This window comes from Amycolatopsis sp. NPDC054798 (assembly GCF_053611505.1).
The window spans coordinates 1-26,973 of the sequence record NZ_JBSHAM010000035.1 but is presented as its reverse complement, the minus strand read 5'-3'; the positions used below and the strand labels follow the sequence as shown (position 1 = coordinate 26,973).

The 26,973-nt window shown below is 69.7% G+C and carries 23 protein-coding genes and 1 pseudogene; 14 read left to right on the top strand and 10 right to left on the bottom strand.

Annotation, left to right across the window (positions count from 1 at the left end; translation table 11 throughout):
- Nucleotides 1-102 precede the first annotated feature (102 nt).
- A complete protein-coding gene (locus ACWGIC_RS22160) occupies nucleotides 103-1,599 on the top strand; it encodes an aldehyde dehydrogenase family protein (protein ID WP_452077847.1) in 1,497 nt (498 codons plus the stop codon).
- A gap of 132 nt (nucleotides 1,600-1,731) precedes the next feature.
- Here the strand turns inward: ACWGIC_RS22160 and ACWGIC_RS22155 are convergent.
- Nucleotides 1,732-2,851: pseudogene (locus ACWGIC_RS22155) on the bottom strand (sigma-70 family RNA polymerase sigma factor); the annotation flags it as partial.
- Between the two features lie 178 nt (nucleotides 2,852-3,029).
- Here ACWGIC_RS22155 and ACWGIC_RS22150 point away from each other — a divergent pair.
- On the top strand, nucleotides 3,030-3,218 hold the full coding sequence (locus tag ACWGIC_RS22150) for a hypothetical protein (RefSeq protein WP_452077846.1): 189 nt from the start codon (nucleotides 3,030-3,032) through the stop codon (nucleotides 3,216-3,218).
- Nucleotides 3,219-3,238: 20 nt separating this feature from the next.
- Here ACWGIC_RS22150 and ACWGIC_RS22145 read toward each other — a convergent pair whose 3' ends face one another.
- Entirely contained in the window at nucleotides 3,239-3,757 is a 519-nt protein-coding gene (locus ACWGIC_RS22145; RefSeq protein ID WP_452077845.1) for a MarR family winged helix-turn-helix transcriptional regulator, read from the bottom strand.
- An 85-nt stretch (nucleotides 3,758-3,842) separates the two neighbouring features.
- Here ACWGIC_RS22145 and ACWGIC_RS22140 point away from each other — a divergent pair, with 85 nt between their 5' ends.
- Nucleotides 3,843-4,283, top strand: coding sequence for a VOC family protein (locus ACWGIC_RS22140; protein WP_452077844.1), 441 nt, complete (start codon nucleotides 3,843-3,845; stop codon nucleotides 4,281-4,283).
- A 191-nt stretch (nucleotides 4,284-4,474) separates the two neighbouring features.
- Here the strand turns inward: ACWGIC_RS22140 and ACWGIC_RS22135 are convergent, their stop codons facing one another.
- Complete coding sequence (locus tag ACWGIC_RS22135; RefSeq protein WP_452077843.1) at nucleotides 4,475-5,095, bottom strand: NADPH-dependent F420 reductase; 621 nt, start codon at nucleotides 5,093-5,095, stop codon at nucleotides 4,475-4,477.
- Nucleotides 5,092-6,312 carry an FAD-dependent monooxygenase gene (locus tag ACWGIC_RS22130; RefSeq protein WP_452077842.1) on the bottom strand — a complete coding sequence of 407 codons (1,221 nt, stop codon included), beginning with the start codon at nucleotides 6,310-6,312 and terminating at the stop codon, nucleotides 5,092-5,094. The genes ACWGIC_RS22135 and ACWGIC_RS22130 overlap by 4 nt, the downstream gene beginning before the upstream one ends.
- Before the next feature lie 270 nt (nucleotides 6,313-6,582).
- On the opposite strand from ACWGIC_RS22130, the gene ACWGIC_RS22125 reads away from it, so the two are divergent.
- Complete coding sequence (locus tag ACWGIC_RS22125; RefSeq protein WP_452077841.1) at nucleotides 6,583-7,542, top strand: LysR family transcriptional regulator; 960 nt, start codon at nucleotides 6,583-6,585, stop codon at nucleotides 7,540-7,542.
- Between the two features lie 342 nt (nucleotides 7,543-7,884).
- Here the strand turns inward: ACWGIC_RS22125 and ACWGIC_RS22120 are convergent, their stop codons facing one another.
- Nucleotides 7,885-8,421 carry a CHAP domain-containing protein gene (locus tag ACWGIC_RS22120; RefSeq protein WP_452077840.1) on the bottom strand — a complete coding sequence of 179 codons (537 nt, stop codon included), beginning with the start codon at nucleotides 8,419-8,421 and terminating at the stop codon, nucleotides 7,885-7,887.
- Nucleotides 8,422-8,560: 139 nt separating this feature from the next.
- Nucleotides 8,561-9,448: an XRE family transcriptional regulator gene (locus ACWGIC_RS22115; protein ID WP_452077839.1), complete on the bottom strand. Its 888-nt coding sequence runs from the start codon at nucleotides 9,446-9,448 to the stop codon at nucleotides 8,561-8,563.
- Between the two features lie 116 nt (nucleotides 9,449-9,564).
- Between ACWGIC_RS22115 and ACWGIC_RS22110 the strand changes: the two genes are divergently transcribed.
- Together ACWGIC_RS22110 and ACWGIC_RS22105 are read left to right on the top strand one after the other, a co-directional pair.
- Complete coding sequence (locus tag ACWGIC_RS22110; protein ID WP_452077838.1) at nucleotides 9,565-10,434, top strand: XRE family transcriptional regulator; 870 nt, start codon at nucleotides 9,565-9,567, stop codon at nucleotides 10,432-10,434.
- Nucleotides 10,435-10,652: 218 nt separating this feature from the next.
- Nucleotides 10,653-13,532, top strand: coding sequence for a trypsin-like serine protease (locus tag ACWGIC_RS22105; RefSeq protein WP_452077837.1), 2,880 nt, complete (start codon nucleotides 10,653-10,655; stop codon nucleotides 13,530-13,532).
- Nucleotides 13,533-13,619: 87 nt separating this feature from the next.
- On the opposite strand, the gene ACWGIC_RS22100 is transcribed toward ACWGIC_RS22105, so the two are convergent.
- On the bottom strand, nucleotides 13,620-14,087 hold the full coding sequence (locus ACWGIC_RS22100) for an SRPBCC family protein (RefSeq protein ID WP_452077836.1): 468 nt from the start codon (nucleotides 14,085-14,087) through the stop codon (nucleotides 13,620-13,622).
- Between the two features lie 46 nt (nucleotides 14,088-14,133).
- Here ACWGIC_RS22100 and ACWGIC_RS22095 point away from each other — a divergent pair, with 46 nt between their 5' ends.
- Complete coding sequence (locus ACWGIC_RS22095; protein WP_452077835.1) at nucleotides 14,134-14,742, top strand: TetR/AcrR family transcriptional regulator; 609 nt, start codon at nucleotides 14,134-14,136, stop codon at nucleotides 14,740-14,742.
- 149 nt (nucleotides 14,743-14,891) lie between these two features.
- Here ACWGIC_RS22095 and ACWGIC_RS22090 read toward each other — a convergent pair whose 3' ends face one another.
- Nucleotides 14,892-15,971: a DUF6801 domain-containing protein gene (locus tag ACWGIC_RS22090; RefSeq protein ID WP_452077834.1), complete on the bottom strand. Its 1,080-nt coding sequence runs from the start codon at nucleotides 15,969-15,971 to the stop codon at nucleotides 14,892-14,894.
- Between the two features lie 66 nt (nucleotides 15,972-16,037).
- Entirely contained in the window at nucleotides 16,038-17,276 is a 1,239-nt protein-coding gene (locus ACWGIC_RS22085) for a DUF6801 domain-containing protein (RefSeq protein WP_452077833.1), read from the bottom strand.
- A 321-nt stretch (nucleotides 17,277-17,597) separates the two neighbouring features.
- Between ACWGIC_RS22085 and ACWGIC_RS22080 the strand changes: the two genes are divergently transcribed.
- From ACWGIC_RS22080 to ACWGIC_RS22070, 3 genes are read left to right on the top strand one after another with little or no spacing between them, the layout of a single operon-like run.
- Nucleotides 17,598-18,161, top strand: a complete 564-nt coding sequence (locus tag ACWGIC_RS22080; protein WP_452077832.1) for a hypothetical protein — start codon at nucleotides 17,598-17,600, stop codon at nucleotides 18,159-18,161.
- A complete protein-coding gene (locus ACWGIC_RS22075; protein ID WP_452077831.1) occupies nucleotides 18,158-19,342 on the top strand; it encodes a lipase family protein in 1,185 nt (394 codons plus the stop codon). Before ACWGIC_RS22080 ends, ACWGIC_RS22075 begins: the two co-directional genes overlap by 4 nt.
- Before the next feature lie 38 nt (nucleotides 19,343-19,380).
- The gene (locus ACWGIC_RS22070; RefSeq protein WP_452077830.1) at nucleotides 19,381-19,902 is read left to right on the top strand and encodes a GtrA family protein; all 522 of its coding nucleotides are present in this window, start codon (nucleotides 19,381-19,383) and stop codon (nucleotides 19,900-19,902) included.
- Nucleotides 19,903-19,959: 57 nt separating this feature from the next.
- Here the strand turns inward: ACWGIC_RS22070 and ACWGIC_RS22065 are convergent, their stop codons facing one another.
- The gene (locus ACWGIC_RS22065) at nucleotides 19,960-21,156 is read right to left on the bottom strand and encodes a PucR family transcriptional regulator (RefSeq protein WP_452077829.1); all 1,197 of its coding nucleotides are present in this window, start codon (nucleotides 21,154-21,156) and stop codon (nucleotides 19,960-19,962) included.
- A gap of 194 nt (nucleotides 21,157-21,350) precedes the next feature.
- On the opposite strand from ACWGIC_RS22065, the gene ACWGIC_RS22060 reads away from it, so the two are divergent.
- The 4 genes from ACWGIC_RS22060 (at nucleotide 21,351) to ACWGIC_RS22045 (ending at nucleotide 26,898) form a co-directional block, all read left to right on the top strand.
- Nucleotides 21,351-22,550: a PucR family transcriptional regulator gene (locus tag ACWGIC_RS22060; protein WP_452077828.1), complete on the top strand. Its 1,200-nt coding sequence runs from the start codon at nucleotides 21,351-21,353 to the stop codon at nucleotides 22,548-22,550.
- A 617-nt stretch (nucleotides 22,551-23,167) separates the two neighbouring features.
- On the top strand, nucleotides 23,168-24,124 hold the full coding sequence (locus tag ACWGIC_RS22055) for an alpha/beta fold hydrolase (protein ID WP_452077827.1): 957 nt from the start codon (nucleotides 23,168-23,170) through the stop codon (nucleotides 24,122-24,124).
- Between the two features lie 196 nt (nucleotides 24,125-24,320).
- On the top strand, nucleotides 24,321-25,667 hold the full coding sequence (locus ACWGIC_RS22050) for a PucR family transcriptional regulator (protein ID WP_452077826.1): 1,347 nt from the start codon (nucleotides 24,321-24,323) through the stop codon (nucleotides 25,665-25,667).
- Nucleotides 25,668-25,737: 70 nt separating this feature from the next.
- A complete protein-coding gene (locus tag ACWGIC_RS22045) occupies nucleotides 25,738-26,898 on the top strand; it encodes a PucR family transcriptional regulator (protein ID WP_452077825.1) in 1,161 nt (386 codons plus the stop codon).
- Nucleotides 26,899-26,973 lie beyond the last annotated feature (75 nt).

The following is a 26,973-nucleotide window of genomic DNA, read 5'->3' as shown; positions in this document are numbered from 1 at the left end:
AGGAGTCCTTCACGGACCTCGGCCGGACCCGGGGTTGACGAAACCTTAGGTCTAAGGTTTCCTCGGTCGCACCCCCGTCATCCGCGCCGAAAGGACGTCGCCATGCAGCCCTTCCCCGTCCCGCCCGACGAAATTCCGGTCGGCGGCGACTGGCAGCGCGGCGGCGGTCCCGCGTCCGCGTGCGTGGATCCCGCCGACGGTTCGGCGGTCGCCTCCATCCACGCCGCCGACTCCGCCCAGGTCGACGCCGCAGCCCGCGCCGGCGCCGCAACTGCCGCCGATCCGGCGTGGCGAGACCTGCTGCCGCACCAGCGCGCCCGGCTGCTCGCCCGCGTCGCCCACGCGATCGAGGACCGCGCGGAGCAACTGGCCCTGCTGCAAACCCGCAACACCGGCAAGGCACTCGGCGAAACCCGTGCGCTCGTCGCGAGCGCGGCCGGCACCTTCCGATATTACGCAGCCGCGCTCGAAACCCTCGAAGGCGAACTCCCGCCGAGCCGCGGCGCACACCTGACGATGAGCGTGCACGAACCGATCGGCGTCATCGGCGCGATCACGCCGTGGAACTCGCCGATCGCCAGCGACGCCCAGAAAATCGCCCCCGCACTGGCCGCCGGAAACGCCGTCCTGCTCAAACCGGCCGAAGCCACTCCCCTGGTTTCGCTGGCGCTGGCCCGCCTCGTGCACGACGCCGGCGTCCCGCCCGCGCTGCTGTCCGTCCTGCCCGGCCCCGGCGCGGTCGTCGGCGACGCGATCGCCCGCCACCCGCTGGTCGGCAAGCTCGCCTTCACCGGCGGCACCGCCACCGGACGCGTGCTGGGCCGCATCGCCGCGGACCGGATCATCCCGGTCACCATGGAACTGGGCGGCAAATCCCCGACGATCGTCTGCGAGGACGCCGACGTCGACGAGACTGTCGCCGGAATCCTGCACGGAATCTTCTCGTCGACCGGACAGAGCTGCATCGCCGGGTCGCGGATCTTCCTGCCGCGCAAGCACTATGCCGAATGGTCTGCCCGCCTGGTCGCCGCCGCTTCGGCCCTCCGGCTCGGCCCGGGAGTCGATCCGGCTACCCAGGTCGGACCGCTGGCGACCTTCGCCCACCGCGACAAGGTGGCCGCGATGGTCGACCGCGCCCGTGAAGAAGGCGCGGTGGTCCGCTGCGGCGGCGAAATCCCTTCTGACGAACACCTGTCGCGCGGTGCTTACTACTTGCCGACCCTGCTGGACGGCCTCGCCCCGGACGCTAAGACATGTCAGGAGGAGATCTTCGGCCCAGTAGGCGTCCTGCTGCCGTATGACAACGAGGACGACCTGGTATCTCAGGCGAACTCGACCGTCTACGGTTTGGCTTGCGGCATCTGGACCGCCGACTACCGCCGCGCGCTCCGCCTGGCACGCCGCGTCGAGGCGGGGACGGTGTGGATCAACACCTACAAGCAGTTCAGCATTTCGACGCCGTTCAGCGGCACCAAGGAAAGCGGGCTCGGGACGGACAAGGGGCGCACCGCGATCCGGAGTTACCAGCGGCAGAAGAGCCTGTATTTGAGCCTGGCGGACGAGCCGATCCCGTGGGCCGGAGCCGTCAGCAAGTCCTGACTTTGCTGTCCGGCGCAACGTAGGGTTCGGCGACGTAGCCGGTGATTCCGGTGGCTTTGTCGGTCAAAGAGAAGTACGCGTAGCCGCCGGTTTTCGGTGCCAGACAGTGCACGATTACCGGGTGGCTACGGTAGGCGAGGCCCTTTGTCGCGCTGGTTGAGCTGGGTTCTGTGTGGATGCGGATGCCGTCCTCGGCGAAGCGGCCGCCGACGTCGGACGCACCGTCGGCTTCGGGCCGGGCGGCGGGAATCGGCGGTGCGGCTGTCGGGATTTGCTGTGCGCTGCCTGCGGCGAGGGCGATGGCGACCGCCGCGGCTAAGGCAGTCCCGGACGCGGCGACGCCGACGAACTGCCGAGGACCCGCCGCGGCCATGCCCGCGGCCCCGCCTGCCTTGCCCGCTACGACACCCGCACCCGCGGCTCCCGCAGCTGCCGTGGCAGCGGTAGCCGCTCCTGCCTTCATGCTGACGGCTGCCAGGTAACCGGCTGCCGCACCGCCCAAAACGATCGGGGCGACGATCGCGCGCAGTCCGCTGTTGACGTCCTGGAGTTCCGCGGCGAGCACGCGGCAGTTCTCGCATTCGTCCAGGTGCCTCTCGACCTTGGCCTGTTCCCGTTTGGACAGCCCGCCGCGCGTCCACGCACCCAGCTGCTCGACCGTCGCCCGGCAGCCTTCACCAGAGTTCTCCGACAGGTGAACCTGCAGGAAGGCTTGCCGGAGCCCTTCGCGAGCCCGGTAGGCGAGCGCCGAAACGCCGTTCGGGGTCAGCCCGAGCAGGGGCGCGACCTCGGCGGGGCTCTGCTGCTCGATCTCGGTGAACCAGAGCACCGCCTGCCAGCGTTCCGGCAGCCGCGCGAACGCCTTCGCCGCAAGCGTCCGCTCAAGTCCGGCGACGACGGTGTCCGTGAACGGCACGGACACCGCCTCCGCGACCTTCCCGATCGGTTCGGACAGGTCTTCGGCGAGCTGGATCCCTCGATGTCTCCGGGTCACGTCGTAGGCCACGTGCCGCAGCGCGGTCAGCAGGTACGGACGGAAGGCCGCGTCAGGCCCCTTGCCCGCGCGAAGCGTGTCCAGCACCTTCGCGAACGCCTCGGAGACCAGGTCGTCGGCTTCCGCCTTGGACTTGGCGAGCTGACGGGCCAGGTTGCGGGCCGCCTCGCAATGCCGTTCGTAAAGGATGCCGTACGCGCTGACCGTTCCCGCGCGCACGTCGGCGATCAACTCGGCGTCACTCTGGTTGGCGGGCACGCCAGCCTCCTCGGGTCGTGATGCCCGGAGGACTGGCCGTCGAGAGGGCCATGACGCGGGTTCGCCGAATTACTTCCCCGAACCCGCGTCACATTCGGAACCGGACCCGGTCCAGTAAGCCCATGAGAGGTTTTCCGGCCGACCCCGATCGGCGCGCCGACGAGTCCAGGGAATCGTGATGCCCGCTTACGCCTGGACCGTGCTCGCGGCGATCGTGCTGCTCAATCTCGCGCGGCTGGCCGTCTTCCGCCTCGCCCTCCGCGCCCGTCGCGAGTGGAATATCCCCACCGCAGACCTGGAACGGCTCATTCTCGCGTGCTATCCGCGCCGCCCGAAAAACGCGCCTCCGCGGAACGAGGAGAATTGACGCCCGGTCAACGCGCTCGCTCAGCCGCCGAACTCGGCCTGGTCCAGCGACCGTTCCAGTTTCCCCAGCAGTTTCGCCAGCTGCGCCCGTTCCGCCGCGGTCAACCCGGCCAGCATGCGGTTTTCGTTGGGAAAATGCTCGTGCACCACCTTGTCCGTGGCCGCGAGCCCTTCCTCGGTGAGGCCGATGAACACGACCCGCCGGTCGTCCTCGTCGCGTTCGCGGCGGACGAGCCCGGCCTGCACCAGTTTGTCGACCCGCTGCGTGATGCCGCCGGTGGTGAGGAGGTTGGTGTCGGCGAGGTCCCCGGCCGTGCGGCGATACGGCGCGCCGCCCCGCCGGAGCGCGGCGAGGATCCCGAAGTCCGCGACGGTGATCCCGTGCCGGGCGAACACGCGCGTCAGCTGCCGCTGATAGCGGTCGAAAGAACGGTGCAACCGCCCGAACACCGCCAGCGGCGACGTGTCGACGTCCGGCGCCTCGGCGCGCCACTGCGCGAGCATCTCGTCGACCTCGTCCGGTTCGGTCCGCTTCGCCATCCGGCACCCCCGTGAATAACTTTGCACTAAGAATAGCACCGCTAAGATTTCGGAGGCGGCCGCGCGCGGGGCTAAGGTGTGGCGCATGACGGTCAAGCGGATGGACAACGTCCTCATCGTGGTCGAGGATCTCGACGCGGTCATCGCGTTCTTCGTCGAACTGGGGCTGGAACTGGAAAACAAGGGCCCGCTCGACTGGCGCGGCGCGGAACAGGTGATCGGACTGGAGGACGTCCGGCAGGACATCGCCATGCTGCGCGTCCCGGACGGTCCCGGCCGGATCGAACTGGCGAAATTCCACCAGCCGAAGGCGATCGCCCCGGAGCCGGGGAAAGCCCCGGCGAACACGCTGGGCATTCGCCGGATGATGTTCGCGGTCGACGACCTCGAGGACACTGTCGCCCGCTTGCGGAAGCACGGAGCCGAACTGGTCGGCGAGATCGTGCAATACGAGAACATCTACCTGCTGTGTTACGTGCGGGGGCCGGAGAACATCGTCGTCGGGCTCGCTCAGGAACTCGGCTGAGCGCGCGGCTACGACCTCAACGAGAACGGCACGGTCTGACCACACCCCGTTCGCGATGGAACTCGCCATTTTCGCCCCGCACAGCCCCTGCACCCCCGCGCCTCGCGACGGGGCGGCCGACCTGCCGGCACTGACCCCGCCAGGTCGGCCGAACCCCGTTCACCGAATCACGCGGAGGCAATCGATGCCGGTCACTCCAGCAGCGCGAAGCCCGACTCGTACCGCGTCTTGCCGAGCGCCGCCACCACAATCTGGAGGAATCCCATCGCCTCGAGTTCCCTTGCGCGGGTGAGGGGGCCGACGTCGACCGCACGCATTCCCGCCGCCTCGATGAACGCCGCGACGGCCATCTTCGCCTCGGCGTAGTCGCCGGCGAACAGGACGGTCGTGCGCGTCGTGCCGTTCGTGCCGCTGACGAGCGTGTCTCCGAGATTGACGTTGAACGCCTTGACGACGGCCGTGCCCGCGGGCAGCAGCTTCACGAGTTCGGCCGCGGTGGACGAATCAGCGGGCGAGAGCAACCGGTCGTAGGTGGAGAAATCGATGGGGTTGCTGATGTCGATGACGACCTTTTCGCGGAGCTGGTCCCGATAGTGCTCGACGATGCCCGGGTACGCCCCGTAGGGAACGGCGAGCACGACCAGGTCGCCGGTGAGCTTGTCGCCCATGACGCCGTAGCCGGGGCCAGGACGCGCCGCGGACCTGCTTTCCGCACTGCGCTTGATGATCTGGACGCCCGCGCCGGCCCGCGTCGCGACCTCCGCGATCGCCCCGCTCATCTTTCCGCTGCCGATGATGCTGATCGAGGTCATGCGACCGGAACCCCCTGAAATCGGTTGAGCGCCTGTTCGGCCACCTTCTGTGCGTCGTAGTCGAATACCGCGCTGCGCCGGAAGTCGCGCCCGACCCGGAGGTCGGCGTCGCGCTTCTCGAGGTCCGCGAACTCGTACTGCGCGTCGAACATGGCACCGGCCCGGCGGGAGCCGTTCTGCAGGATCGCCGTGCGTTGCATGCGGACCGAGGTGTAGCGCCGGAACGCCTCGGGAATGTCGCCGACGCTGTCGGCTGCCGCGAGGAACGTGGCGAGCGCCATGCTGTCCTCGATCGCCTGGTTCACCCCCTGCCCCTGGTGCGGCAGCATCGTGTGCGCCGCGTCGCCGAGCAAGGTGATCGGCCCTCGGGACCAGTTGGCGAGAGGTTCGTGATCGAAGAGGCCCCACCAGAAGGTGTGCTCGATGCACCCGATGAACTCCTGGAGTTTCGGGTCCCAGTCCGCGCCCGCGAACTCGGCGGCGAGTTCGCCGGCCTCTGCCGGGCCGGACCAGGCCCCGTCAAGCGGCCGGTCGCTCGGGATGCCGGCGACGAAGTTGAACAGCTTCCGCTGTTGCAGCGGATAGCACATGAAGTGCCTCCGGTTGCCCATCCACACCTGGCTGATCATGGGCCAGTCGCCAGGCAGGAGGGACGCGTCGACCACTCCGCGATAGACGATGTACCCGGAGTAGACCGGCTCGGGGAACTGGCCGACGGCTCCCCGCACCGCCGAATGGATGCCGTCCGCTCCGATCACGGCATCGAACACGTCGTCCGCGCCGTTCTCGAACTCGACGCGAACGCCGGAGTCCAATGTCTCCGCCGAAACCAGCCGGTGGCCGAGACGAATGGTCGCCGGATCGATCTCCTGTGCCAAGGCGTCGATCAGGTCCGGGCGGTACATGCCGATGTTCTGGTGCTGCTTGGCCGAGTCCTCCCATGCCGCGTCGGTCACCAGACCGCCCATGGCGTTCAAGTAGACGCCGTGCCCGTCCGGGACCGCTCCGATCCGCCTGATCCGATCGAGCACGCCGAGTCTCTCGAGAACGCGCGCGGCGTTCGGCGCGACCGTGACCCCCGCGCCCACTTCGCCCAGCTTGCCCGCCTGCTCGAACACGGTGGCCCGGACTCCGGCGATCTTCCGCAGCGCGATCGCGGCGGTCAGCCCGCCCATCCCTCCGCCGATGATCGCGATTCGGGTGTCATCACTTGCCACTGCTTCTCCTTGCCTGACTTCGCCTCTCCTTGACTGGCTTGCGCGGCACCCGCGGCTCGCACCGGAGCCTGCGGCGCCGTGGCGAGACGGAGTCGCCTGCGGCCGTGGAGGAGCACACCGTTGTCCCCAAAGTCCTTGCCAGCCCTCCATTCGGAGGGATCGGGAAGCTGTTCCTCTTATGATGCGAGGACTTCCTCTGCGTGTAAATCGTGGTAATGTGAGGATGTAATTCGGTTGAACTGAAGAAGGGGAAGGGCAGCCATCTCCGAGGTGAGCCTGCGGCAACTCGAACTGTTCGCGGCACTGCCGAACTTCCCCACGCTCAGCGCGGCCGCGGCGCACCTGCACATCTCGGAGTCCGCGCTGTCGCAGGCCGTGTCGAGTCTCGAGAGCGCCGTCGGCGAGCAGCTGTGCGTGCGGCGCAAGGCCAGAGGGCTCACGCTCACTCCGACCGGTCAGGATTTCGCCAGACGGGCTCGTCAGATCGTGGCCGACACGCACGAACTCGTCCTGAGCGCCGGGCGCGAACAGGAGCTGAGGGGTCCGGTGCGGCTCGGCTGCTACTCGAGCTTCGCCGCGAACGTGGTGCCGGAGCTTCTCGAGGGCTTCCCCAAGCGGCATCCCGGCGTGAGCATCGGGATCACGGTGGGCACCAACGAAGAGCTGCTCTCCGATCTCGACGCAGGGCGTCTCGATGTGGCCCTCGTGTACGACGTGTCGCTGCCGACCGGATGCCGCCGCCGCAGGATCTACGCGACAGAACTCGAGGCGCACCTGCCTCCCGGGCATCCGCTCGCGGCAGCCGAAACAGTGGACCTGGCGGATCTCGCCGACGAGCCTTACATCCAGTACGACGCGACACCGGGCGTCCGCAATGTGGCGGACGCGTTCACCGCGCGCGGCCTGGAGCCCAAGATCGAAGCCAGGGTCTCCCAGATCGGCCTCGTCGAGGCCCTGGTGGGCCGCGGACTCGGCTACGGGCTGCTCATGTCCCGGCCCCACGCGCTCCCCATGAGCATCGAGGGACGACCGGTCGTCATCCGGCCTCTCGCCCCCCCGGTCACGGTTTCCCACGTAGTGGGGATCTGGCCCGCGGACATGAAGCTCACTCCGCGCGCCTCCGCCCTTCTCGACTTCGCTGCGGAACGGCTCGGCGAGCACGGGCTCGCCGACGCGATTCCGGCTCGGACGGCATCCGAGGACACGGCCGCGTCTGTACCGGAGCGTTAGGAAGTCGTCGGCGTACCGGCTTCCCTGCGCTGCTGGGGTCGCCGCGGTCGCCGCCTTTGCCACCGCCCCGACGTGAGCGGTGCCCGGGTGGAAGGTGCTCCCCTTCGCGACTGCGGATTTGTTGGTGTGCAAGACATCCCAGAGACGATGATGTGGTCTTGACCAACAGGTCCTGGAAAATGCTGCCCTGCCGGGAGTTCTCGGCGATCAGGTACTTCGCGGTGGCCGTGACGCTCGGCAGAGCCGCCACGGCCACCCCCGGCACCAGCGCGACCGCGACCGCCGCCGTGGTCGTCGCCAGGAGGGATTTCCGGCTGAACGAATGCCTGTCGAATTCCGGGATCAGTTGTAGAAGTGGATGTAGCGGAACGACGAGGCGTTGACGTCGTGGACGAGATAGTGCCCGTCGCCGGTCCAGTTGTAGTCCTCGACGGTGACGGTCCCGCCGTGCACGCTGTCGACGATGGCGACGTGGCCGTAGGTGCCGTTGTCGGTCTGGGCGATCGAGCCCGCGGTCGGGGTGTTGTCGACGCGGTAGCCGTTGTTGCGGGCGTTGTCGTCCCAGTACTTCGCGTCGCCGTAGTTGTTCGCGCTTTCGCCGTGGCGGGCGATGTTGAAGGCCGCCCACGAAACGCACTCGCGGTTGTACATGTTCCAGTCGTCGACGACGGAATCCTGGGGCACGTTGCGCCACTTCGACGGGTAGATGTCGCCGATGGTGCCCGCCGTCGAGGAGGCCGGCGCGGTGCCGTAGTGAGCGGCCATCGACGTCGGATGCGCAGCCGCCGCGGTGGTGGTCGCGGTCGCGGTGGCCGTTCCGCTGACGGCGAAGGCCGCGACGGCGGCGAGGGTCAGAATGGCACGGGAGGGTCGGCGCATGGGGAGGCCTTTCGGTGTTCGGGGAGTGATTGCGCCGTGACGGTAAGTCGCTGATCGACTCCGAACCAGACCTTTGTGGACAACTGGCCTGCCGGGGAAAGTCTTGCCTGGTCGACACCGGTTGTTCACAGAATTGACGTCACCATTCCCAGCCCGTGCCGTAGATGCCGGGACGGACGTCGCGCAGCGCCAGCGTCGCGGTGTGCGTGGCCCCGGCGGACAGCGGGCTGCCGGGATGTTCGGGGCCGCCGAGCCCGCGCTGTTCGAAGGACCGGACGCGGCGCGGGACCCGCGCGCCGAAGCTCACCTGGCAGACGTACTCCGGGACCGGCCTGGTGAACCGGCGGTGGTAGTGGTCGATCGCCGAACCGGGCGGGAACCGGATCTCGTACTCCACGATCGTCACCTCGCCCAGCGCCAGCGTCCGCTCCAGCCGCAGTTCGCCCGCGACCATGCCGGTTTCCCGGTCGACGCAGACCCGGCCGGCCCGCGCCGAGCGCACGTAGCGGTAGACCGGATCGGCGGGCAGGAACGAATCGGCCTGGTAGTAGGTCATCAGGCGGTCCACGCCGTCGACGGCGGCCTCGGCGACCATCCGGACCTGCAGCGCGCGCTCGCTGCCGTGCTCGTCGAGCAGCATCCGGTCGTGGATCGACCAGAACGACAGCTGCCCGTCCGGCGGCGGTTTCAGCTCGTCGGCGAACGCCCGCAGCTGCGGCCACAACCGGCGGCGTTCGATCCGGCACGCGGGTTCGCCGAGCCAGCGCCCGCGCGGCGCTTTCGGGCCGAGCCTCGACGTCAGCGTCCCCGGTTCGAGGCTCAGCACGGACTCCAGCTGCGCGACGGCGGCGATCGACGTCTCGCGTTCCGGTTGCGACCGGCCGCGGCGCCAGTAGGACAGCGCCGAGCGCGAGAGCCGGACCCCGCGCGCGGCGAGGTGGTGCTGGAGCCGATCGAGCGACAGCCCGGATTCCTCGATCGCGGTGTCCAGCGTGACCGCGAACGAGCCCGCGGAAGGCCGAGTCACGGTTCCAGCATGATCAGCGGACGGCGGTTCCGGAACCCACGAAAGTCCGCTCTTCGCTCGCGGGATCCGACGAACGACGCTGGTCCGCCGGGTCGCCGCGCGCCACAGTGGACGGCGTGCAGTCGTTCGCCAGCGCACTGGACGCCGCGATCAGCGGCGCCGGGCTGACCTTGGACCGGCTGCGCGAACATCTGGCCGCCCGAGGGGTGACGGTGTCGCGCAGCGCATTGGCGTACTGGCGAAGCGGGCGGTCCTTGCCCGGCCGCGAGGCGTCGCTGCACGCGGTCGTCGAACTCGAGCGGGTGCTCGGGCTGGGCGCGGGCAGCCTCACCTCGCTGCTCGGACCGCAAGACCGGCAGTGCTCCCGCGCGCGGCGGGCTCCCCTGCTCGAACGGCGCCGGTTGTGGCCGTCGGTGCGGCCGGCCTCGCTGGAGTTCGAACTGCCGCCGGAGGACCAGGTGCGGCTGTGGTCGGTGCACGACGAGCTGGTCGTGGACGACGAATGCCAGGAACGCCTGCTCAGGGTCCGCGTGGTGGCCGAGGCCGCCGTCGACGGGGTCGTCCGGATGGCGACCTACTACCAGACCGAAGACCGCGCGCGGCAGCCTCCGCGATTCGCCGCCGGGCACTGCTGCCGGGCGGGCCGGGTCCGGGTCGACGCGGTCAGCGGGCTGCTGGTCGCCGAATTGATCTTCGACCGCGTGCTGCGCGCCGGAGAAGTGGCCGCGGCGGAATACGAATTGGTGTTTCCCAGCGGCCGTCCGGTGCAGGGATACCACCGCAGGCTCACCCGGCCCGCTCCCCTGTACACGTGCCGCGTGCAATTCGGTTCCCGGGTTCCGGAAAGCATCCGCCGTTTCGAACAACGCGATCTCGCCGCGCCCCGCCGAAAGGTGGAAGAACTGCACGCGACCGGAAGCGGCGCGGTGACCCTGGCGGCGCGGGAGGTTCGCGCTGGCATCATCGGCGTCGACTGGAGCTGGTAGCAATTCTGTGAACACGACCCGCTGAGCAGGGGAAACCCGGGCGCCGGGGCGTGGTTTCCACTTTTCGTGGCCGAGGCGGGAACACAGTTCTTACGGTGCGCAGTGCTGTATTCCTCCTCACCTCTCCGGAGCAGCACATGCGAAGTCCAGCTCTCCTCGTAGCCGCTTTTCTGACGACAGCGGCACTTTCCCCGCCAACAGCCTCGGCGGCACAGCCGATGGTCCCGCTGAACGCCGCCCCCGCTGTCCCCGCGGGCGCCACCGCGGACAGCTCCGCCCTGCCCGGCCAAGTCACCGTCTCCGTCGCGCTCAAACCCCGAGACGCAGCGGGAGCCGAGCGGTACGTCGCCGACACTGCTGACCCGAATTCGCCGGTGTACCACCATTATCTGAGCGCCGCGGAGTACACCGAACGGTTCGGCCCCACCGCCGGCGCGGTCGAGCAGGTGCGGAAGTACTTGACCGGCAAGGGATTGCGCATCGACGACGTCACCGGCAACCGGCAGGTCGTCACCGCGTCCGGCTCCCCGGGCGAAGTGGAAACCGCTTTCGGCACCTCGCTTTCCGGCTTCCGTTCAGCATCGGGCGAGCGGTTTTTCAACGCTACCAAGGCCACCGCGGTCCCGTCGGACATCGCTGCGGTCGTCCGCGGAGTCACCGGCCTGACGAACCGGCGCGCCGCGCACCGGGCCAGCGCACCGGCTGGCCCGTCCGGACCGGGCGGTGGCTACACCCCGGCGCAGCTGCGCACCGCCTACAGCATGACCGGCGTCTCCGGAAGCTACGACGGTTCGGGCGAAACGGTCGGGCTGATCGAGTTCGACACGTTCAAGCAGTCGGACATCGATGCCTGGACGCAGTACTTCAAGCAACCCGCCGTGACGCCGGAAGTCGTCAAGGTGGACGGCGGGGTCTCCGCTCCGGGCAACGACCAGATGGAGGTCACCCTCGACGTCCAGGCCGTCGCGGCGACCGCCCCGAAGGCCAAGCAGGTCGTCTATTCCGCGCCGAACTCCGACCAGGCGTGGGTGCACGAAATGGCGCAGATCGCCTCGGACAACAAGATCACGATCCTGTCCGGATCGTGGCTCAACGGCGAGATCTGCGAATCCAGCCCGATCGCGGCTTCGCACGATTCCTACACGCAGCTCGCCGCGCAGGGCGTCTCGATGTTCTCGGCGTCCGGCGACTGGGGCGCCACCGGCTGCGGCTACCAGGGCGACAACAAGACCATCCAGGCCGACTACCCGGCGAGCGACCCGTTGTTCACCGGCGTCGGCGGCACCCAGCTGCGGACGTCCGACAGCGCGGGCACCTGGCAGTCGGAATCGTGCTGGAACCAGGGCAGCAGCGGCAATACCCGGTCCGGGGGCGGGTATTCGCAGATCTACAACCGGCCGGATTGGCAGCCCGGCACGAACAAATACCGCTCGGTTCCCGACGTCTCGATGGTCGCCGACTACGGCGCCGGCGCGCTGTCGGTGTACCTGAACGGCAGCTGGCTCGACGTCGGCGGCACCAGCCTGTCTTCCCCGCTGTGGGCGGGCTACGCGGCGATGCTGAACCAGAAATCCCTCAGCGGCGGCAAGTCCCGGCTCGGCCAGCTCAACCCGAGCATCTACAAAATCGCCGGCTCGGCCGACTACGCCTCGACGTTCCACGACGTCACCTCGGGCGGCAACGGCACCTACAACGCTGGCACCGGCTACGACCTGTGCACCGGCTGGGGTTCCCCGAAGGCCGACGCACTGGCCGGAAAGCTGACCGGCGGCGACACCCCGCCCCCGGCGCAGGACTTCACGCTGTCCGCCTCGCCTTCCTCGGGCAGCGTCGCGGCCGGCAGTTCGGCGAGCACGACGGTCACCGCCAACGCCGTCACCGCCGCCTCGCCCGCCTCGTCGCCGAGCGTCGTCGGCGGTACTCCGACCACGACGGCGGACCACCCGTTCATCATCTCGATGCGGCGCGAAGGTTCGGCTTTCCCCGGGCAGCAGTCCTGCACCGGCACGCTCTTCGGACCGCACACGGTGCTGCTGGCCGCGCACTGCCTCTTGGAGAAATCCGGCCGCAAATGGTTCGTCTACGGAGATGACGATCTGACCCAGAACACCGGCACCACCGCGGAAATCGCCTCGCAGTGGGTGCATCCGGACTACACGGACTGGAGCGTCGGCGCGGACGTCGCGATCGTGACGCTCGACAAGGACATGCCGGTCCCCGCCGGGATGACGTACCCGAAGCTCAACACCGACCCGAGCCTCGACGCCCCCGGCACCAAGGGGATTTCCATCGGCTGGGGCAAAACCGGCGCGAACACCTACAGCAACGTGCTGCGTCAGGCCGATGTCCCGATCGCCGACGACAGCGCGTGCAAAGGCCGCTTCACCGACCCACAAGGCCAGGAGGAGTACAAGACCCCGGCGATGCTGTGCACCGGGTACGCCGACCACCACGCGGCCGCGTGCGTCGGCGACAGCGGCGGCCCGTACCTCGTCGGCAACACTGTCGTCGGAGTGTTCTCGTGGATGTCGACCTCGTGCGACTGGTACGCCGTCTACGCCAGGGTCTCCACCTACGCCTCGGACCTCGCCGCGCACCTGCCCGGCGGCGACAACCCGCCGCCGACCGGCGCGATCAGCCTGACCGCCGCCGGACTGCCCTCGGGCGCGACGGCGGCGTTCAGCCCGGCGAGCGTCGACCTCGGCGGCCACTCGACGCTCACGATCTCCACGAGCGCGGCCACCCCGTCCGGGACGTACGACGTCACGATCTCCGGCAAGAGCGCGAAATCGACGCAGACGACCCACTACCAGCTGACCGTCACCGGCGGGCAGACGTCGGACCTGACGCTGGCCAACCCCGGCAACCAGACCAGCTGGACCGGCAAGGCGGTGAACCTGCCGCTGCAGGCCTCCGGCGGCGCCAGCCCGTACCGGTGGTCGTCGACCGCCCTCGCTCCCGGGCTGACGCTCGACCCGGCTTCCGGGGTCGTGTCCGGGACGCCGACCCGCGCTGACAGCAGGCAGGTGACGGTCACCGTCGCCGACGCCTCCGGGAAGAAAGCCACGGCGACGTTCTTCTGGTTCGTCTTCGGCTGAGTTCCGCCTTTTCCGATCAGCGGTGCCGTCCCTTGCCTAGGGGCGGCACCGCTTTTCGACCGTCCTTTCCGGACTTCGGCTGCTAGTTCACTCCGGACCGGCCTCGAGAACCGCCTTGGCCTGCCGCATCTCGTCTTCGATGTCCGGCCGCAGAGTGCGGCGCAGGATGGGCTCCGCGAACCATTTCAGCGGCCCTTTGAACCCGCAACGCACTGTCCGGGTGACCGCGGTGCGCTCGCCCGAGGGGACGCACACCCAGCTGGCGCTGAACTCGGAGACGAGGTTGGCCAGCCGGTTCGCCGGGACCGGCGGCAGCCGCACGTCCACTCGCTCGCCCGGGGTGCGGCTCATCCGCGAAACCACCTTGGGCGCGGGCCCGGGCATGCCCGGAAGTTTGCTGGCGAAGCGGAATTCGGTGACGTCGCCGTCGCGACGCACCCAGTCGATCTCGCCGATCTTGCTGTCGATCGCTGCGTAGGCACGGGGATCCATCACGAATTCGAGCACGCGCTCGGCCGGGCACTTGATCGTCTCGGTCACCTGAACCTCGATCATAGGAAAGAGAGTACTCTCTCTCACTATGGCGCGTTCAACTCCCGGAGTGACCAGGCAGCACCTTGTCGAGGCAGCCGCCCGGCTGTTCGCCGAACGCGGCTTCGACAAGACCTCGACCGCCGACATCCAGCGAGCCTGCGGGCTCAACCCTGGTTCCGGGGCGTTGTACAAGCACTTCCCGTCCAAGCGAGCGCTGCTGGAGGAAATCGTGCGGCAGCATCTGGCGACGGTCGGGGACAGCAGCAGACGAGCGACCGCGCTGCCCGAAGCGCCGCACGAGGCGCTGCCGGTGATCGCGCGGCTGGTCTGGGACAACATGCGCCAGAACCAGGCCGCACTGCGCATCGTTTTCCGCGAACTGGAACCGTTTCCCGACCTGCTGGAGCAGATGTGGCACGGAGTGCTCGGCTCCGTCTACACGGCCGCGACGGAGTGGATCGCGTCCGGCGTCCGGCGCGGCGACTTCCGCGTCGAGGATCCGGAAGCCACCGGGTCGGTACTGCTCGCGTCGCTGACCTACTACCCCATTCTCGACGCGCTCATCGGCCACACTCCCGGCGACGTGGGCGAGGAAGCCTTTCTGGCCGCGTGGACGCTGCAAGCCCGGCTCGCGCTCGGAATCGAGCCTTCCGCCGCCCCAGACAGTCCTTTATAGACAGTGCACTTGCGACATTGGCCGAGCCAGCCCGATCGACGGAATCCCTGCCTCGCAGGCTAAACACCCGCAACGGGGCACAGTGCCGCCGGGATCACCGGCCAGCACCGTGCCCCGCCTCCGAACCCCCGGGTCTGGGCGAACCTCGGTCAGCGCGCGGTCAGCGCGACGGTGAAAGCGTTGCCCTCTCCCTGAAAGAGAGAGCTGAGGTAAGCGGTCAGCGCCCCGCAGCCGGTCAACGGCGGGATCGTGTAGGTCCCCGTCACCGGCCCACCCGTCGTCAGCGCGAATCCGCTGCCAGTGCGCAAATCGACCGGGATCGAAGCGCTCGCCCGGCAGCCCGCGTCCGCGACCGGCACCCCGAACAGCGACACCTGCGGCAATGCGAGAGCGAGCTTCGCGTGCGTGACGAACCCGCCGTCGCCGAGTTCGCCGGCCTGCTGACCGTCCGGCGTGAAGCGCAGATCCACGACGCCCGGCACGAACCCGAAGAGCTTGAACTCCGCGCGAGCCGGGTCGAACGCCGGGACGCCGCTGAACGATGGTTGTGTGGTGACAGCGAAAGATCCGGCGAGGGGCACCGTCGTCCCCAGTGTCTTCAACGTCGTCGTTCCAGCCAAGCCGAAGTTGTACGCGCTCTGCGCGGACCCGACGTCGAAGCTCAGCAGTACCGCGTCCTGTCCCGGATCGAGGGTGCAGTCCGAGGTGAACGAGCCGAGGCCGGTGAACGAGCCGTCGGCCTTCTTCGGCGTGAGCCGCGTGCTGAAACCGCCGAGGGTGACCGTCGCCTTGCCCGCGTTCGGCACCGTGATGGGCGGCACCGAGCCGGTCGCCCGCACGGTGGACGGCCCCGATGGCGGCAGCGCTGTCTTCGGCACGGTCAGCGGCACGTCGACCGGTTGGGTCAGCGGGCCGTTGGCCAGCGTCACCCCTGCGGACGCCGTCCCTTCGATGCTCGCCGCACCGACCAGCGCCAGGCCTCGCACGGCCTTGTCCGGCACGGTCACCGCGACCCCGAGGTCCGAGGTGGTGACCGTGCCGCCCGGCGCGGACGGCAGTTCGAACGACGCCTTCACCTCGACGTCCAGCTTCTGCTGCCCGATCAACGGAAACGGGCAGGTGTAGCTCAGCGTCTTGTCGACCTGCGTCGCCGCGGACGCGGGAGGGGCGACCGCGGAAACGGCGAAGCAGGCGAGACCTGCCGCGAGGAGCGACCGGGCTTTCCGCACGGGTTCCCCCTTTCCGGGGCATGGCGCCGGTCCCCGCCGCGGCGCGACGGGGACCGGCAGATCGGGCTACTGGCGGGCGAGGTTCAGGTCGAGGGAGTTGCCGTCGCTCTTGGCGAACCCGCTGATCCAGTCGTTGAACGAACCGCAGTTCTGGAACGCCGACAGCGCGTAGGTGCCCGACAGCTTGCCGCCCTTGAGCAGGTCGAAGCCGTCGCCGGTGGTCATCTCGCTGGTCGACGGGCTGACCGTGCCGCACTTCGGGTCGGTGCTGATCGGGAAGCCGAACAGGCTGACCGTCGGCAGGAAGACGTCGAACTTGATGTGCGCCTTGAAGCCGGTGCCCACCAGTTCGCCGCTCTGCGTGCCGTTCTGCACGACCTTGACGTCCGCGCTGCCCGGCAGGAACCCGAGCAGCTTGAACTCGGTCTTGGTCGGGGCGAGCTTCAGGTCGCCGGTGAACTTCTTGGCCGCGATGTCCACGTCGGCGTCGAACCCGCCCTTGATCGGCGCGGTGCTGCCGAGCGATTTGAGCGAGGTCTTGCCGTCGATGCCGAACGCGAACTTGGTTCCGCCCGGCGGCGGGGTCGCCGAGGTCGGCGGAGGAGTGTCCGAGGTCGGCGGCGGCGTCGCGGAGGTCGGCGGAGGGGTCTCGGACGACGAGGACGGGGGCGGCGTCGACGTCCCGCCGCCGTTGATGGTGATCGTGGCGAGGGTGTTGTTCTGGCCCGGGTCCTGGGTGCACGGCGCGTCGATGGTGCCGTCCGGGGTGATCCCGGTGACCGAGCCGTCCGCCTTGCGCGGGGTCACCTTGAGGGCCAGGTCGCCCACGGTGATCTTCGCCTGGCCGGGCTGGGTGAACGTCAGCGACGGGGTCTTGCCGGTCGCGTTGATGTTCATCTCGCCCGAGGGCGGGATGTTCGTCTTGTCCAGCGCGATCGGGACGCTGACCGGCAGGTCGAGGCCCGGCGCGGCCACCTTCGCGCTCGCGGTCGCGCTGCCCTCCAGGGTCGTGGCCCCGATCAGGCCGAGACCGCTGACCGTGTCGGCGTTGATGGTCGACACGGCCTTGATGTCGAAGGCCCCGGTCGCCTGCCCGGCGTTCACAGCCGGCGGCAGGTCGGTGTTGATCACCACCTTCAGCGACTGCGAGCCCACGAGCGGGAAAGTGCAGTGGTAGTTCAGCGTCAGCGAGATCGGGTCGGCGGCACTGGCCTGCGCCCCGACGACCAGCGCGGCGGCGACGAGCCCCGCCGCACCCGCGGCCGCGGCGGCGGCCATCTTCTTCTTGCCTCTTGGGTGACTCACGATGGTCCTTCCGGGTATCAACAGTGATACGAAAAGGCGGAGCGGTTAAACCGGAATTCGCTACCGATCAGCAAGCTAGCGAGCCCCGGAGGCACCGATCAAGAGCTTTTCCGGAAAACCCGCAGCCGGCGCGGCAAATTGTCACTTCGGCACGCCGCGCAGCCCGGTTTCCTAGCAGGCGCAGGCGACTTTCCGCTGGCACGAACCAGCAAAGCACCGCTGACACAGGTGACAAACACTGCCCCGGAAATGTTGACGCGCGTGCCAATACGGCATTCCGTTCTTGCCCGCCCTCGACCGTGCTGCGTAGCCTCGAAAACCATGAAAAGAATGCACAGCGCGGTGCTCGCGACGGCGGCGGCCGTGCTCCTGTCGTGCACCGCCTGCTCTTCGGACGCCCCCGCCGCCTCCGGCCGCCACGCCGATCCCGCCGCGCTGGCCTGGGTCGGCAAGGTGTGCACCAGCGTGGCCGCGGGCTCAGCGAAGCTTTCGCAGCCGCCGGCCGCCGACAGCACCGCTCCCGGCAAGACCCGGGACGCGATGGTCGCCTTCCTCGACCGGCTGGGTTCGGCCCTCGGCGACATGGCGGGCGGCATCCGCGCGGCCGGCGTGCCGCCGGTGCCGGACGGGCAGTCCGCAGTGGACAAAGCCGCCGCCAACCTCGCCGAGACCACGAACAAGATCGTCGCGACGAAGTCCAAGATGGAGCAGGCGAAGGTGGACGACCAGGCCAGCCTGCGGCAGGCGATCGCCGATGCCGACGCGACCATGGGCCAGCTCGCCGACCCGGAGGGCCCGATCAAGGACCTCAAGGCGAACCCCGAACTGAACCTGGCGTTCAGCGAATCCCCGACCTGCCAGCGCGTTTACGGGACGAGTTCATGACCGCCCGGCGCGCGCTCGCCGTACTCGTCGCCCTGGTCCTCGTCCCGGTGTTCGCCCCGGCGGCCTCGGCTGCGCCGGACCCCGGCCCGGCCGACGACTCCTTCTACACGCCGCCCTCTCCCCTGCCCGCGGGCAAGCCGGGCGACGTCATCCGCTGGCGGCCGTCGAAAGCCGGTCCGCGCAAGGCATCCGTCGACGCGTGGCAAGTGATGTACTTGTCCGCCAACGCACTCGGGAAGCCCGACGCGGTCACCGGCACCGTGCTGGTGCCGAAGGACGCGAACCGCGCGAGCGCGCCGATCGTCGCCTTCGCTCCCGGCACGCACGGCCCGGCGTTCGGCTGTACCCCGTCGAAAATGCTCGACATGGGCGCCTTCTACGAGCAACCCGGTCTCGACGACCTGCTCGACGCCGGTTACGCCGTCACTGTCCCGGACTATGAGGGCTACCAAAGCTCCCCCAAGACGACGTACGTCGTGGGACGCTCCGAAGGCCCGGCCCTGATCGATGCGGTCCGCGCGGCCCAGCGGCTCGCCCCGGCCGGACTGTCCAGCACCGCGAAGGTCGTCTTCCGCGGCTATTCCCAGGGCGGCGGCGCGGCTGCGTGGGCGGGCGAGCTGCAACCGTCGTACGCACCGGAGCTGAATCTCGCCGGGATAGCCGCCGGCGGCGTGCCGTCCGACCTCGTCCAGGTGACGCTGCAACTCGACGGCAAATTCGGTTTCGGGGTCTTCGCCTACGCCCTGCTCGGCCTCGACCAGGCGTACCCGGAGCTGAAGCTGGACTCGTTCCTCAGCGACAACGGCCGCGCGAAGTTCGCCGAGATGAAGCAAGGTGCGTGCACGTTCGAACTGCTCACGACGTACGCGAATCAGAAGATCTCCGACTACACCACGAGTCCGGGCTACATTCAGCCCGCGTGGGTCGCGCGGCTGAACGAGAACAAGCTCGGCGGCACTCCGCCGAAGGCACCGCTGTTCCTCTATCACGCCACTGGCGATCAGCTGGTGCAGTTCGCGCAGGCCGACAGCTTGCACAAGGCTTATTGCGCCGCCGGTGTCCAGGAAACGTGGAAAACCTACGACACCGACCACATCACGCTGGTCTACACCGGCAACGCCGACGTCCTGTCCTTCATCAAGGACCGGATCGCGGGCAAACCGGCCACGTCGAACTGCTGAACCGTGGTTCTCCCCGGCCAGCGTCCTCTGGAGGAACCATGCCCCGGCCGCGAGAACTGTTTCGCTTCGCCGTCGTCGGAGCGGCCGCGTACGGGGTGACCATGGTGGTCGACTACAGCCTCAAACTGACCGTGTTGCACGAGAAACCGGTGACGGCTCTCGCGATCGCGACTGTCGCGTCGACGGCTTTCGCGTACTTGATGTCCCGCCGATGGTCGTTTGTGGACAGAGGGGGCCATGGCCGGTGGCGAGAGGCGGCACTGTTCTTTGCCGTCAACGCGGGTGCTGTGGCGGCGAACCTCGTGCCGCTGCTGGCGTCGCGGTACGTCCTGCGGATCGAAGAGCCTCATGTCGGCTACCTGACGCAGGAAATCGCGGACTTCGTCGCGGGGATGGTGCTGGGCACGTTGGCGGGTACGGCCTTCCGGTGGTTCGGTTACCGGCGGTGGGTGTTCCCGCGATCGGTGCAGCGGACCGGAATCCGCTGCACCGGCGAAGCCGGGCTTGCCGCGGAACGGCTTCCGGGGTCGCGCAGCGAGCAGGTCGCCGAAGTTCCCTAGGCAGGACAAGGTTTCCGCTACCGCGTAACGCGTGTTTCCGGACCGGGGCCGCTCAACTCACTCCCGGTCCGGAAGCGCACGTTCCGCCAGCAACGCCAACTCCAGCCGCAACCGCTCGCCAGGATCGGTCAAACGCTCCCCGAACAACTCGGCGAGCGTCTTCAACCGGGCGCGAATCGTTTGCGGATGCAGGTCCAGCGCCCGCGCAAGCTCAGGGGCACTCCCCCTGGTCTGAACCAACACCAGCAACGTCTCCGCCAAGTGCCCCCGCCGCCGCTCGGGCAGCCCGGCGAGCGGGGCCAGCGTCGTCTCGGCCAGCTGCGCCGCCAGGAACTCGTCCGCGAGCAGCAGGAGCGCCGGCACGTGGTCGCGGCACCACACCACCGGGCCCGGCGCGTCCAGCAGCCCCCGGGACGCCAGGTCGGCGGCGCGGCGCGCGACCCGGAACGACTCGGGAGCCAAACCGGACGGCACCAGCGGGCCGACTGCCGCAGTCCAGCCCGCGGGCAGGCCGTCGAGTCCGGCCAGCTCCGCATCCGGGTCGGCGGCGAGCGCCGCGGGCGGGTCGCCTGACGGATCCGCGAAGACGTGCTCCGGAAGCAGTCCCGGCGGGAACTTGGGCGCACCCGGCAGCGCCCGGAACGCCACCGCCGCGACGCGCGCGGGCACCGGCGGTCCGGCCCCCGCGACCAGACTGTCCGATTCGGAAGGCGGACGGCCGCTGAGCACCGCGCGAAGCACACGGCGATTCCGCTCGCCGCCGTCGGACGCCGCCGCCTCGGCCGCGCTGTAGCCCTCCGCGACAGCCGCCATCGCCGTCTCGACGTCGCCGAGCATGCCTTCGGCCATCCCGTAGACGACGTCGCCGGACAGACCGGTTTCCTGGGCTATGTCGGCGATCCAGCGCCACATCACCCGGCTCGCGACGCGCACCGCCGCCTGCACCGACTCCCGGCTGAGCCCCTCGCGGAACGCCGCCCGTCCGTGGTCGCGGAAATCGGCCAGCCGGTCGCTCTGCCACATCGCCGGGGCGCCTACGCGGTCGATGTCCCGCTCGATCCCCCGCCGCGTCTGCTCGATCGCGGCCGCGCGCCCGGGGTCGCTGCCGAAGCACGGGGAATAATCCGGGACCTCGGCCGCGATGCCGTCGACGCAGGCCCTGGCGATCTCCGGGATCCGCGGGCGCACCGCGTCGCCGAGCCGGCGCGGGAGACGGGCCCATACGGAGCTGCCGGAGGCGACGGAACTGCGCACGACGATTTAATCCCTTACTCGAAAATTGACGGTTCAGGAATAACCGGTACCAGCTGCCACGGAGCGTAGAACTCGCACTCGTCCGTGTCAAAAGCGCGTGTTGGCGTCGCTCTTTCCGGTACCGTTCGTTGATTTTTAGTGACGCACGCTTTCCGCTACGCTCACCGCCGCCCAAGCGCCTCGAAGGGGGATTCGTGGTCGAGTACCGCAGCTTCGCTCTGCTGGCCTCGCTGCCGCGCGCGCTCGGCGCGTGCCTGCGTCCGCACGCCGCGCACGCCGCGGCCGCGATGATCCAGGAAACCCAGCGCACGGTCCCGGCCTACCGCCAGCCGCTCAAGGGCGTCTTCGGAAAGGTACTGGTCAAAAGCGTCGAGTACGCGGTGCTGCACTGCGTCGACTCGATGGGGGCCCCGGACCTGCCGCACGAGCAGTGGATCGAGTTCTACCGCGAGCGCGGCCGCGTCGAGTTCGCCGAAGGCCGCAACCTCGACGCACTCCAGGACACCGCCACGACCGGGGCCAGGGTCGCCTGGCGGGCGATGCACCCCGCCGTGCTCAACGCGGGCGTCGACCCGGCCGTCATCTCGGTCGGCGCGGAAGCCATCTTCGCTTACGTCGACGAGCTGTGCGCCACCGCGATCGCCGGCTACCAGCAGGCGCAGGCCGACGCCGCGGGCGCTGTTCCGGGACGGCGGCGAAGGCTGCTGGAGCTGATCGTCCAGGCTCCCGAAGGCGCGGCGAGCAGCATCGCCGAACTGGCGAGCGGGGCGGGCTGGGCACTGCCCGAAACGGCCGCGATGGTCGCGCTCGAGCGTGGTCCCGGCGCCCGCGACCTCCCGGCCGGCCTGCTCGGCGACAGCGTGCTGGCCGACCTCGACAGCGCCGAGCCGCATCTGCTCGCCAGAGATCCGGACGCCGACCTGACGTCGCTGGCGGCGCTGCCCGCCGGCTGGCGGGCCGCGGTGTCGCCGACCGTGCCGCTGGCCGACGCACCGGCCGCGTTGCGCACCGCGCGCCGGGCACTGCAGCTGTCCGGGCCGGAGACGCCCGGCCCGGTCATCTGGTGCCGCGACCACCTGGCCACGCTCTGGCTGCTCGCCGAGGACTTCCTCGCCGCCGAACTGGCCAGGCAGAGCCTCGACCCGTTCGCTTCGCTCAGCGCCAAACAACGCGAACGGCTCAGCGAGACCCTGCTGGCCTGGCTCGAAACCCGCGGCGGCGCACCGGAAATCGCCCAGCGGCTCGGCGTGCACCCGCAGACGGTGCGCAACCGGCTGCGGCAGCTGGAGGGGCTGTTCGGCGACCGCCTCAAGGACGCCGACGACCGTCTCGGCATGCAGCTGGCTCTGCGCGCACAGCGCCTCATGCGCGCGCATCGGCCGCCGGAGAACTGACCGCGGGCATCGCCTTCGCGGCGCTCGGAACCGGCACCGCTGGCGCGCCGTTCGGAACCGCAACTGCCGCCGTGGCGCTCGGAACCGGCCCGGCCATCGCACCGCTCCCCACCGGCACCGCCGCCACACCACCAGGAACTGACATGGACGTCGCGGCGCTCGACACCGGCACCGCCACTCCGCGCCGGGACGACCGCCGCGCGCAGCCGTGCCAGTACCGGAGGATCGCCTGACGGAGCGGCCGCGCAGCTGCCGTCCGAGGCAACCGGCTGTCCGCCCCGCACGGCAGCTGGCTCACCGGCATCGGCAGCACCCTCCGCCACGACCCGCGTGCCGGTCGCGGCGGAGGCGAGCTGTGCCCTAGGCGGGCGAAATGGATCGTCGCGCGGCACGACATCAGCGCGTCCGGTGCTTCATTGCGACCATGCGTCGAGGATGACCCGGGTGCCACCGCCATGTCGACAAGCCGTAGCGCCCGCACGGAAAACTCGCACGCGCGCCCACTTTTTCCTTTCCTTTCCTGTCACTCGCGTCCCGGATTCCCGGAAAGTGGCGTTTGCCACAGCGCGCGCGAGAAGCCGGCTGCCCTAATTTCGGATTCCCGAGAAAGGCTTCCGATGACACTCGACACCTACCTCCGCACCCTGCACGGCCGCCGGATCCGGCTGCGCGAATACCGGCCCGCCGCGGACACCGGCGACGAAGCGATCGTGCTGCTGCACGGGATCGCGGGCAGCATCGAAACCTGGACGCCGGTTTTCGAGCGCTGCCCGGCACTCGAAAATCAGCGCGTGCTGGCGCTGGACCTGCCCGGGCACGGCGGTTCGGACGCGCCTCGCGCGGACTACGGCCTCGGCGCGATGGCGAGCATCGTGCGCGACGTGCTCGCGGTGTCCGGCATCCGGCACGCCACCGTCGCGGGCCACTCGCTCGGCGGCGGCATCGCGATGCAGTTCGCCTACCAGTTCCCGGAAATGTGCGACCGGCTGGTGCTGGTCAGCAGTGCCGGGCTCGGCCCAGAAGTGAGCTTGGCGCTCCGTGCCGCCGCGTTGCCCGGCGCGTCCGCCGTTCTCGCGCTGACTGTCAACCGGCCGACGCTCTCGCTCGCCCGCGGGGCGGCCCGGCTCGGCCGTCTCCTGGGCGGTTCGTTGAAAACTGAAACACGGGAATTGGCCCGGCATTTCGGGTCGCTGGCCGATCCGGCGCGGCGGCGGGCGTTCCTGTCCATCGCGGGCAGCCTGCTCGACCTGCGCGGCCAGCGCGCGAGCGCCGCGGAGAAGCTGTACCTGGCCGAATCGGTGCCGATGCTGCTGGTGTGGGGCGCACGCGACCCGCTCATCCCGGTCGCGCACGCGCACCGGACCGCCGAACTGCTGCCGGACAGCAGGCTGATCGTGCGGGAAAACGCGAAACACTTTCCACATGTGTCCGATCCGGACGGTTTTTGCGTGCTGCTGAACGAGTTCGTCACCGGGGCCGCGCCCGCCCGGCTCACCCTCGACGATGTGGCCGCCCGCCTCGAGGCGGCGGTCGGCGACACGAAAACGCCCGCCGGAAAATTGTCATCCGCGTAGCATCCGGCGGCCGCGGAGATATCACCCGCGCCCACTCCATTCCACCCGTTCGGGTGTAGTCCTGACGGGGGATGGATGCGTCCGCCACCGGCCCGTTGACAGTGCAGTTCCGGTGAAATTATGTTGCCTGTGCCACAAAATCTGGATCGGCTTCGACCGCGAAGAGGCCGGTTTTGTTGCCAGCAAGGATAAAAACATGACCGACGTGGACTCCGGATTCGCCCGTCCCGCACTGCGGGGCTACCGGCCGTATTCCAGCGAACGCCTTTTCGGGCCGTCCGTCCGGCCGCAGTCCGGGGCGGACGGACCAGTCCGCCCGCCTGTCCCCCGGATCTCCGCGGAAACCCGGCCCGTCCGCGCGTCGAGCGCGCTCGGGCTGTGGGCGTCGCTCCCGCGGGAACTGGCGACCCGTTTCGCGCCGAGGGTCGACCCGCTGGCGAAGGCCATCCTGCGCGAGGTGCAGCTGGCGGTGCCGGAGTACCGCCAGCCGATCGAAGGCGCGTTCGGGCAGGTCATCACGCAGGGGGTCCGGCACGCGATCCTGCAGTGCCTCGACAGCGTGGGCGTGCCCGCCGCCGCGCCCTCGGCCGGCTGGACCGCGATCTTCCGCAATCTCGGCAAGATCGAGTTCGCCGAGGGCCGCAGCCTCGACTGCCTGCAAACCGCTTACCGCGTCGGCGGACGGGTGGCGTGGCGGCACATCGCGGAGTTCGGGCAGACCGCCGGGCTCCCCGCGGAGACGCTGTGCACCGGAGCCGAAGCCATTTTCGCCTACGTGGACGAGATCTCCGCGCTGTCGATCGAGGGCTACACCGCGGCACAGACCCGGGCGGCCGGGAACCTGGCCCGCCGCCGGCGCCGGCTGCTCGACCTGCTGCTCGCCGACCCGCCGTCCGCGCCGCAGGCCATCGCGGCGCAGGCCGCCGCCGCGCAGTGGGCGCTGCCGGACGAGGTCACGGTCGTCGCTCTTGAGCCGCGCTCCGGCCAGCACCGCCTCGTCACGCCTGACCTGCACCCGGACGTCCTCGTCGACCTCGAAGGCAGCGAACCGTGCCTGGTCGCCGGAGCCCCGGACGAGCAGCTGGCCGATCTCGCCGAGCGGCTGCCCGGCTGGCGTGCGGTGCTCGGCCCCTCCGTCCGGCTCACCGACGCGCCCCGCTCGCTGCTCTGGGCGCGCCGGACGCTGCGGCTCGTCCAGCGCGGTGTGCTGCCGGACGCACCGGTGACGCACTGCACGGACCACCTGTCGACGCTGTGGCTGCTCGCCGACGAATTCCTGGTCCGCGAACTGTGCGAGCGCAGTCTGGAGCCGTTCAACGACCTCACCCCCAAACAGCGCGCACGGCTCGGCGAAACGCTGCTGATCTGGCTGCAGTCGCGCGGCAGCGCGCCCGAGATCGCGAAGATCCTCAAGGTGCACCCGCAAACCGTCCGGTACCGCATGCACCAGCTCACCGAACTGTTCGGCGACCGGCTCGACAACGCTGACGACCGGCTCGACCTGGAGATCGCGCTGCGCGCGGAAGCGCTGCTCGGCTCCTGACCCCCGCCGTCATCCCAGCGAAGTGGTGAGGCATGTGACAGGACTGTCCGGCGAGACAGCCTTCGGACCGATGCTGAGCGGAGACGGACGGCCGGGGCGGCTGTGGGCGATGCTCCCCCGCGAGCTGGCCGCGGTGTTCCGGCCCCGGCTGCTGGACGTCGCCGACGACGTGCTGCGCGAAATCCAGCGCACCGTCCCGGGTTACGCGCAGCCGCTCGACGGCGCGTTCGGCAAAGCGCTGCGCGGCGGCGTGCAGACGGCGATCCTGCAGTTCGTCGAACGGATCGCTTCGGGCGGCGCGGTTTCGGACGAGCGCCGGAAGGTGTTCGTCGAACTGGGCGTGCACGAGTTCGAGCAGGGCCGCAATCTCGACGTTCTCCAAGCGGCGTACCGGATCGGCGCGCGCGTGACCTGGCGGCGAATGGCCGAAGTGGGCACGCGCGCCGGGGTGCCGTCGGCGACGCTGTGCCTGCTGGCTGAAGCGATCTTCGCCTACATCGACGAGCTGTCGGCGTTGTCGGTGGAAGGGCACGCGGCCGCGCGGGCCCGGGCGACGGGTGCGCGGGAACGCCGCCGTCGGCGGTTGCTCGACCTGCTGCTCTCCGACCCGCCGACCCCCACCCAAACCCTCGAAGAAGCCGCTGCGGACGCCGCGTGGCCGTTGCCGCACCGGCTGGTGGCGGTCGCCCTCGAAGGACCGGCGGACATCACGGGGCTCGACGCTCTCGAAGACCTCGACGACGCCGCGCCACGGCTGTTGCTGGCGATGCCCGAGGAACGGGGCGCGCTCGCCGCCGCGTTGTCAGGTCATCGGGCGGCAGTCGGGCCGCCGGTGCCGCCGCCCCGGGCGGGCCGCTCGCTCACGGCGGCGCGAGAGGCGTTGCAGCTGGTCGCCGCCCACGCGCTTCCGGACGAGCCGCTGACCTGGTGCGCGGATCATCTCTCGACGCTGTTGCTGCACAAGGACCCGCTGCTCCCGGCGAACGTCTCCCGCCGACGGCTGGCCCCGCTGGCCGAGCTGACCTCGAAGCAGCACAGCCGGCTGGCGAGGACGTTGCTCGCCTGGCTGGAAACGCGCGGCAACGTCCGCGAGGTGGCGGACCGGCTGGCGATCCATCCGCAGACCGTCCGCGCTCGCGCCCAGGAGCTGGAAGCGATGTTCGAGGGACGGCTGTGGGATCCGGACGACCGGTTCGAGCTGATCCTCGCCCTCCGCGCGACCCTGACCTGACTTGCCCTGCCTGGCCCGGACCCGGCCGCAAGTTCGCGGTCCGTGAGGGGACCCCTGAGGGAATCTGATTCCCTC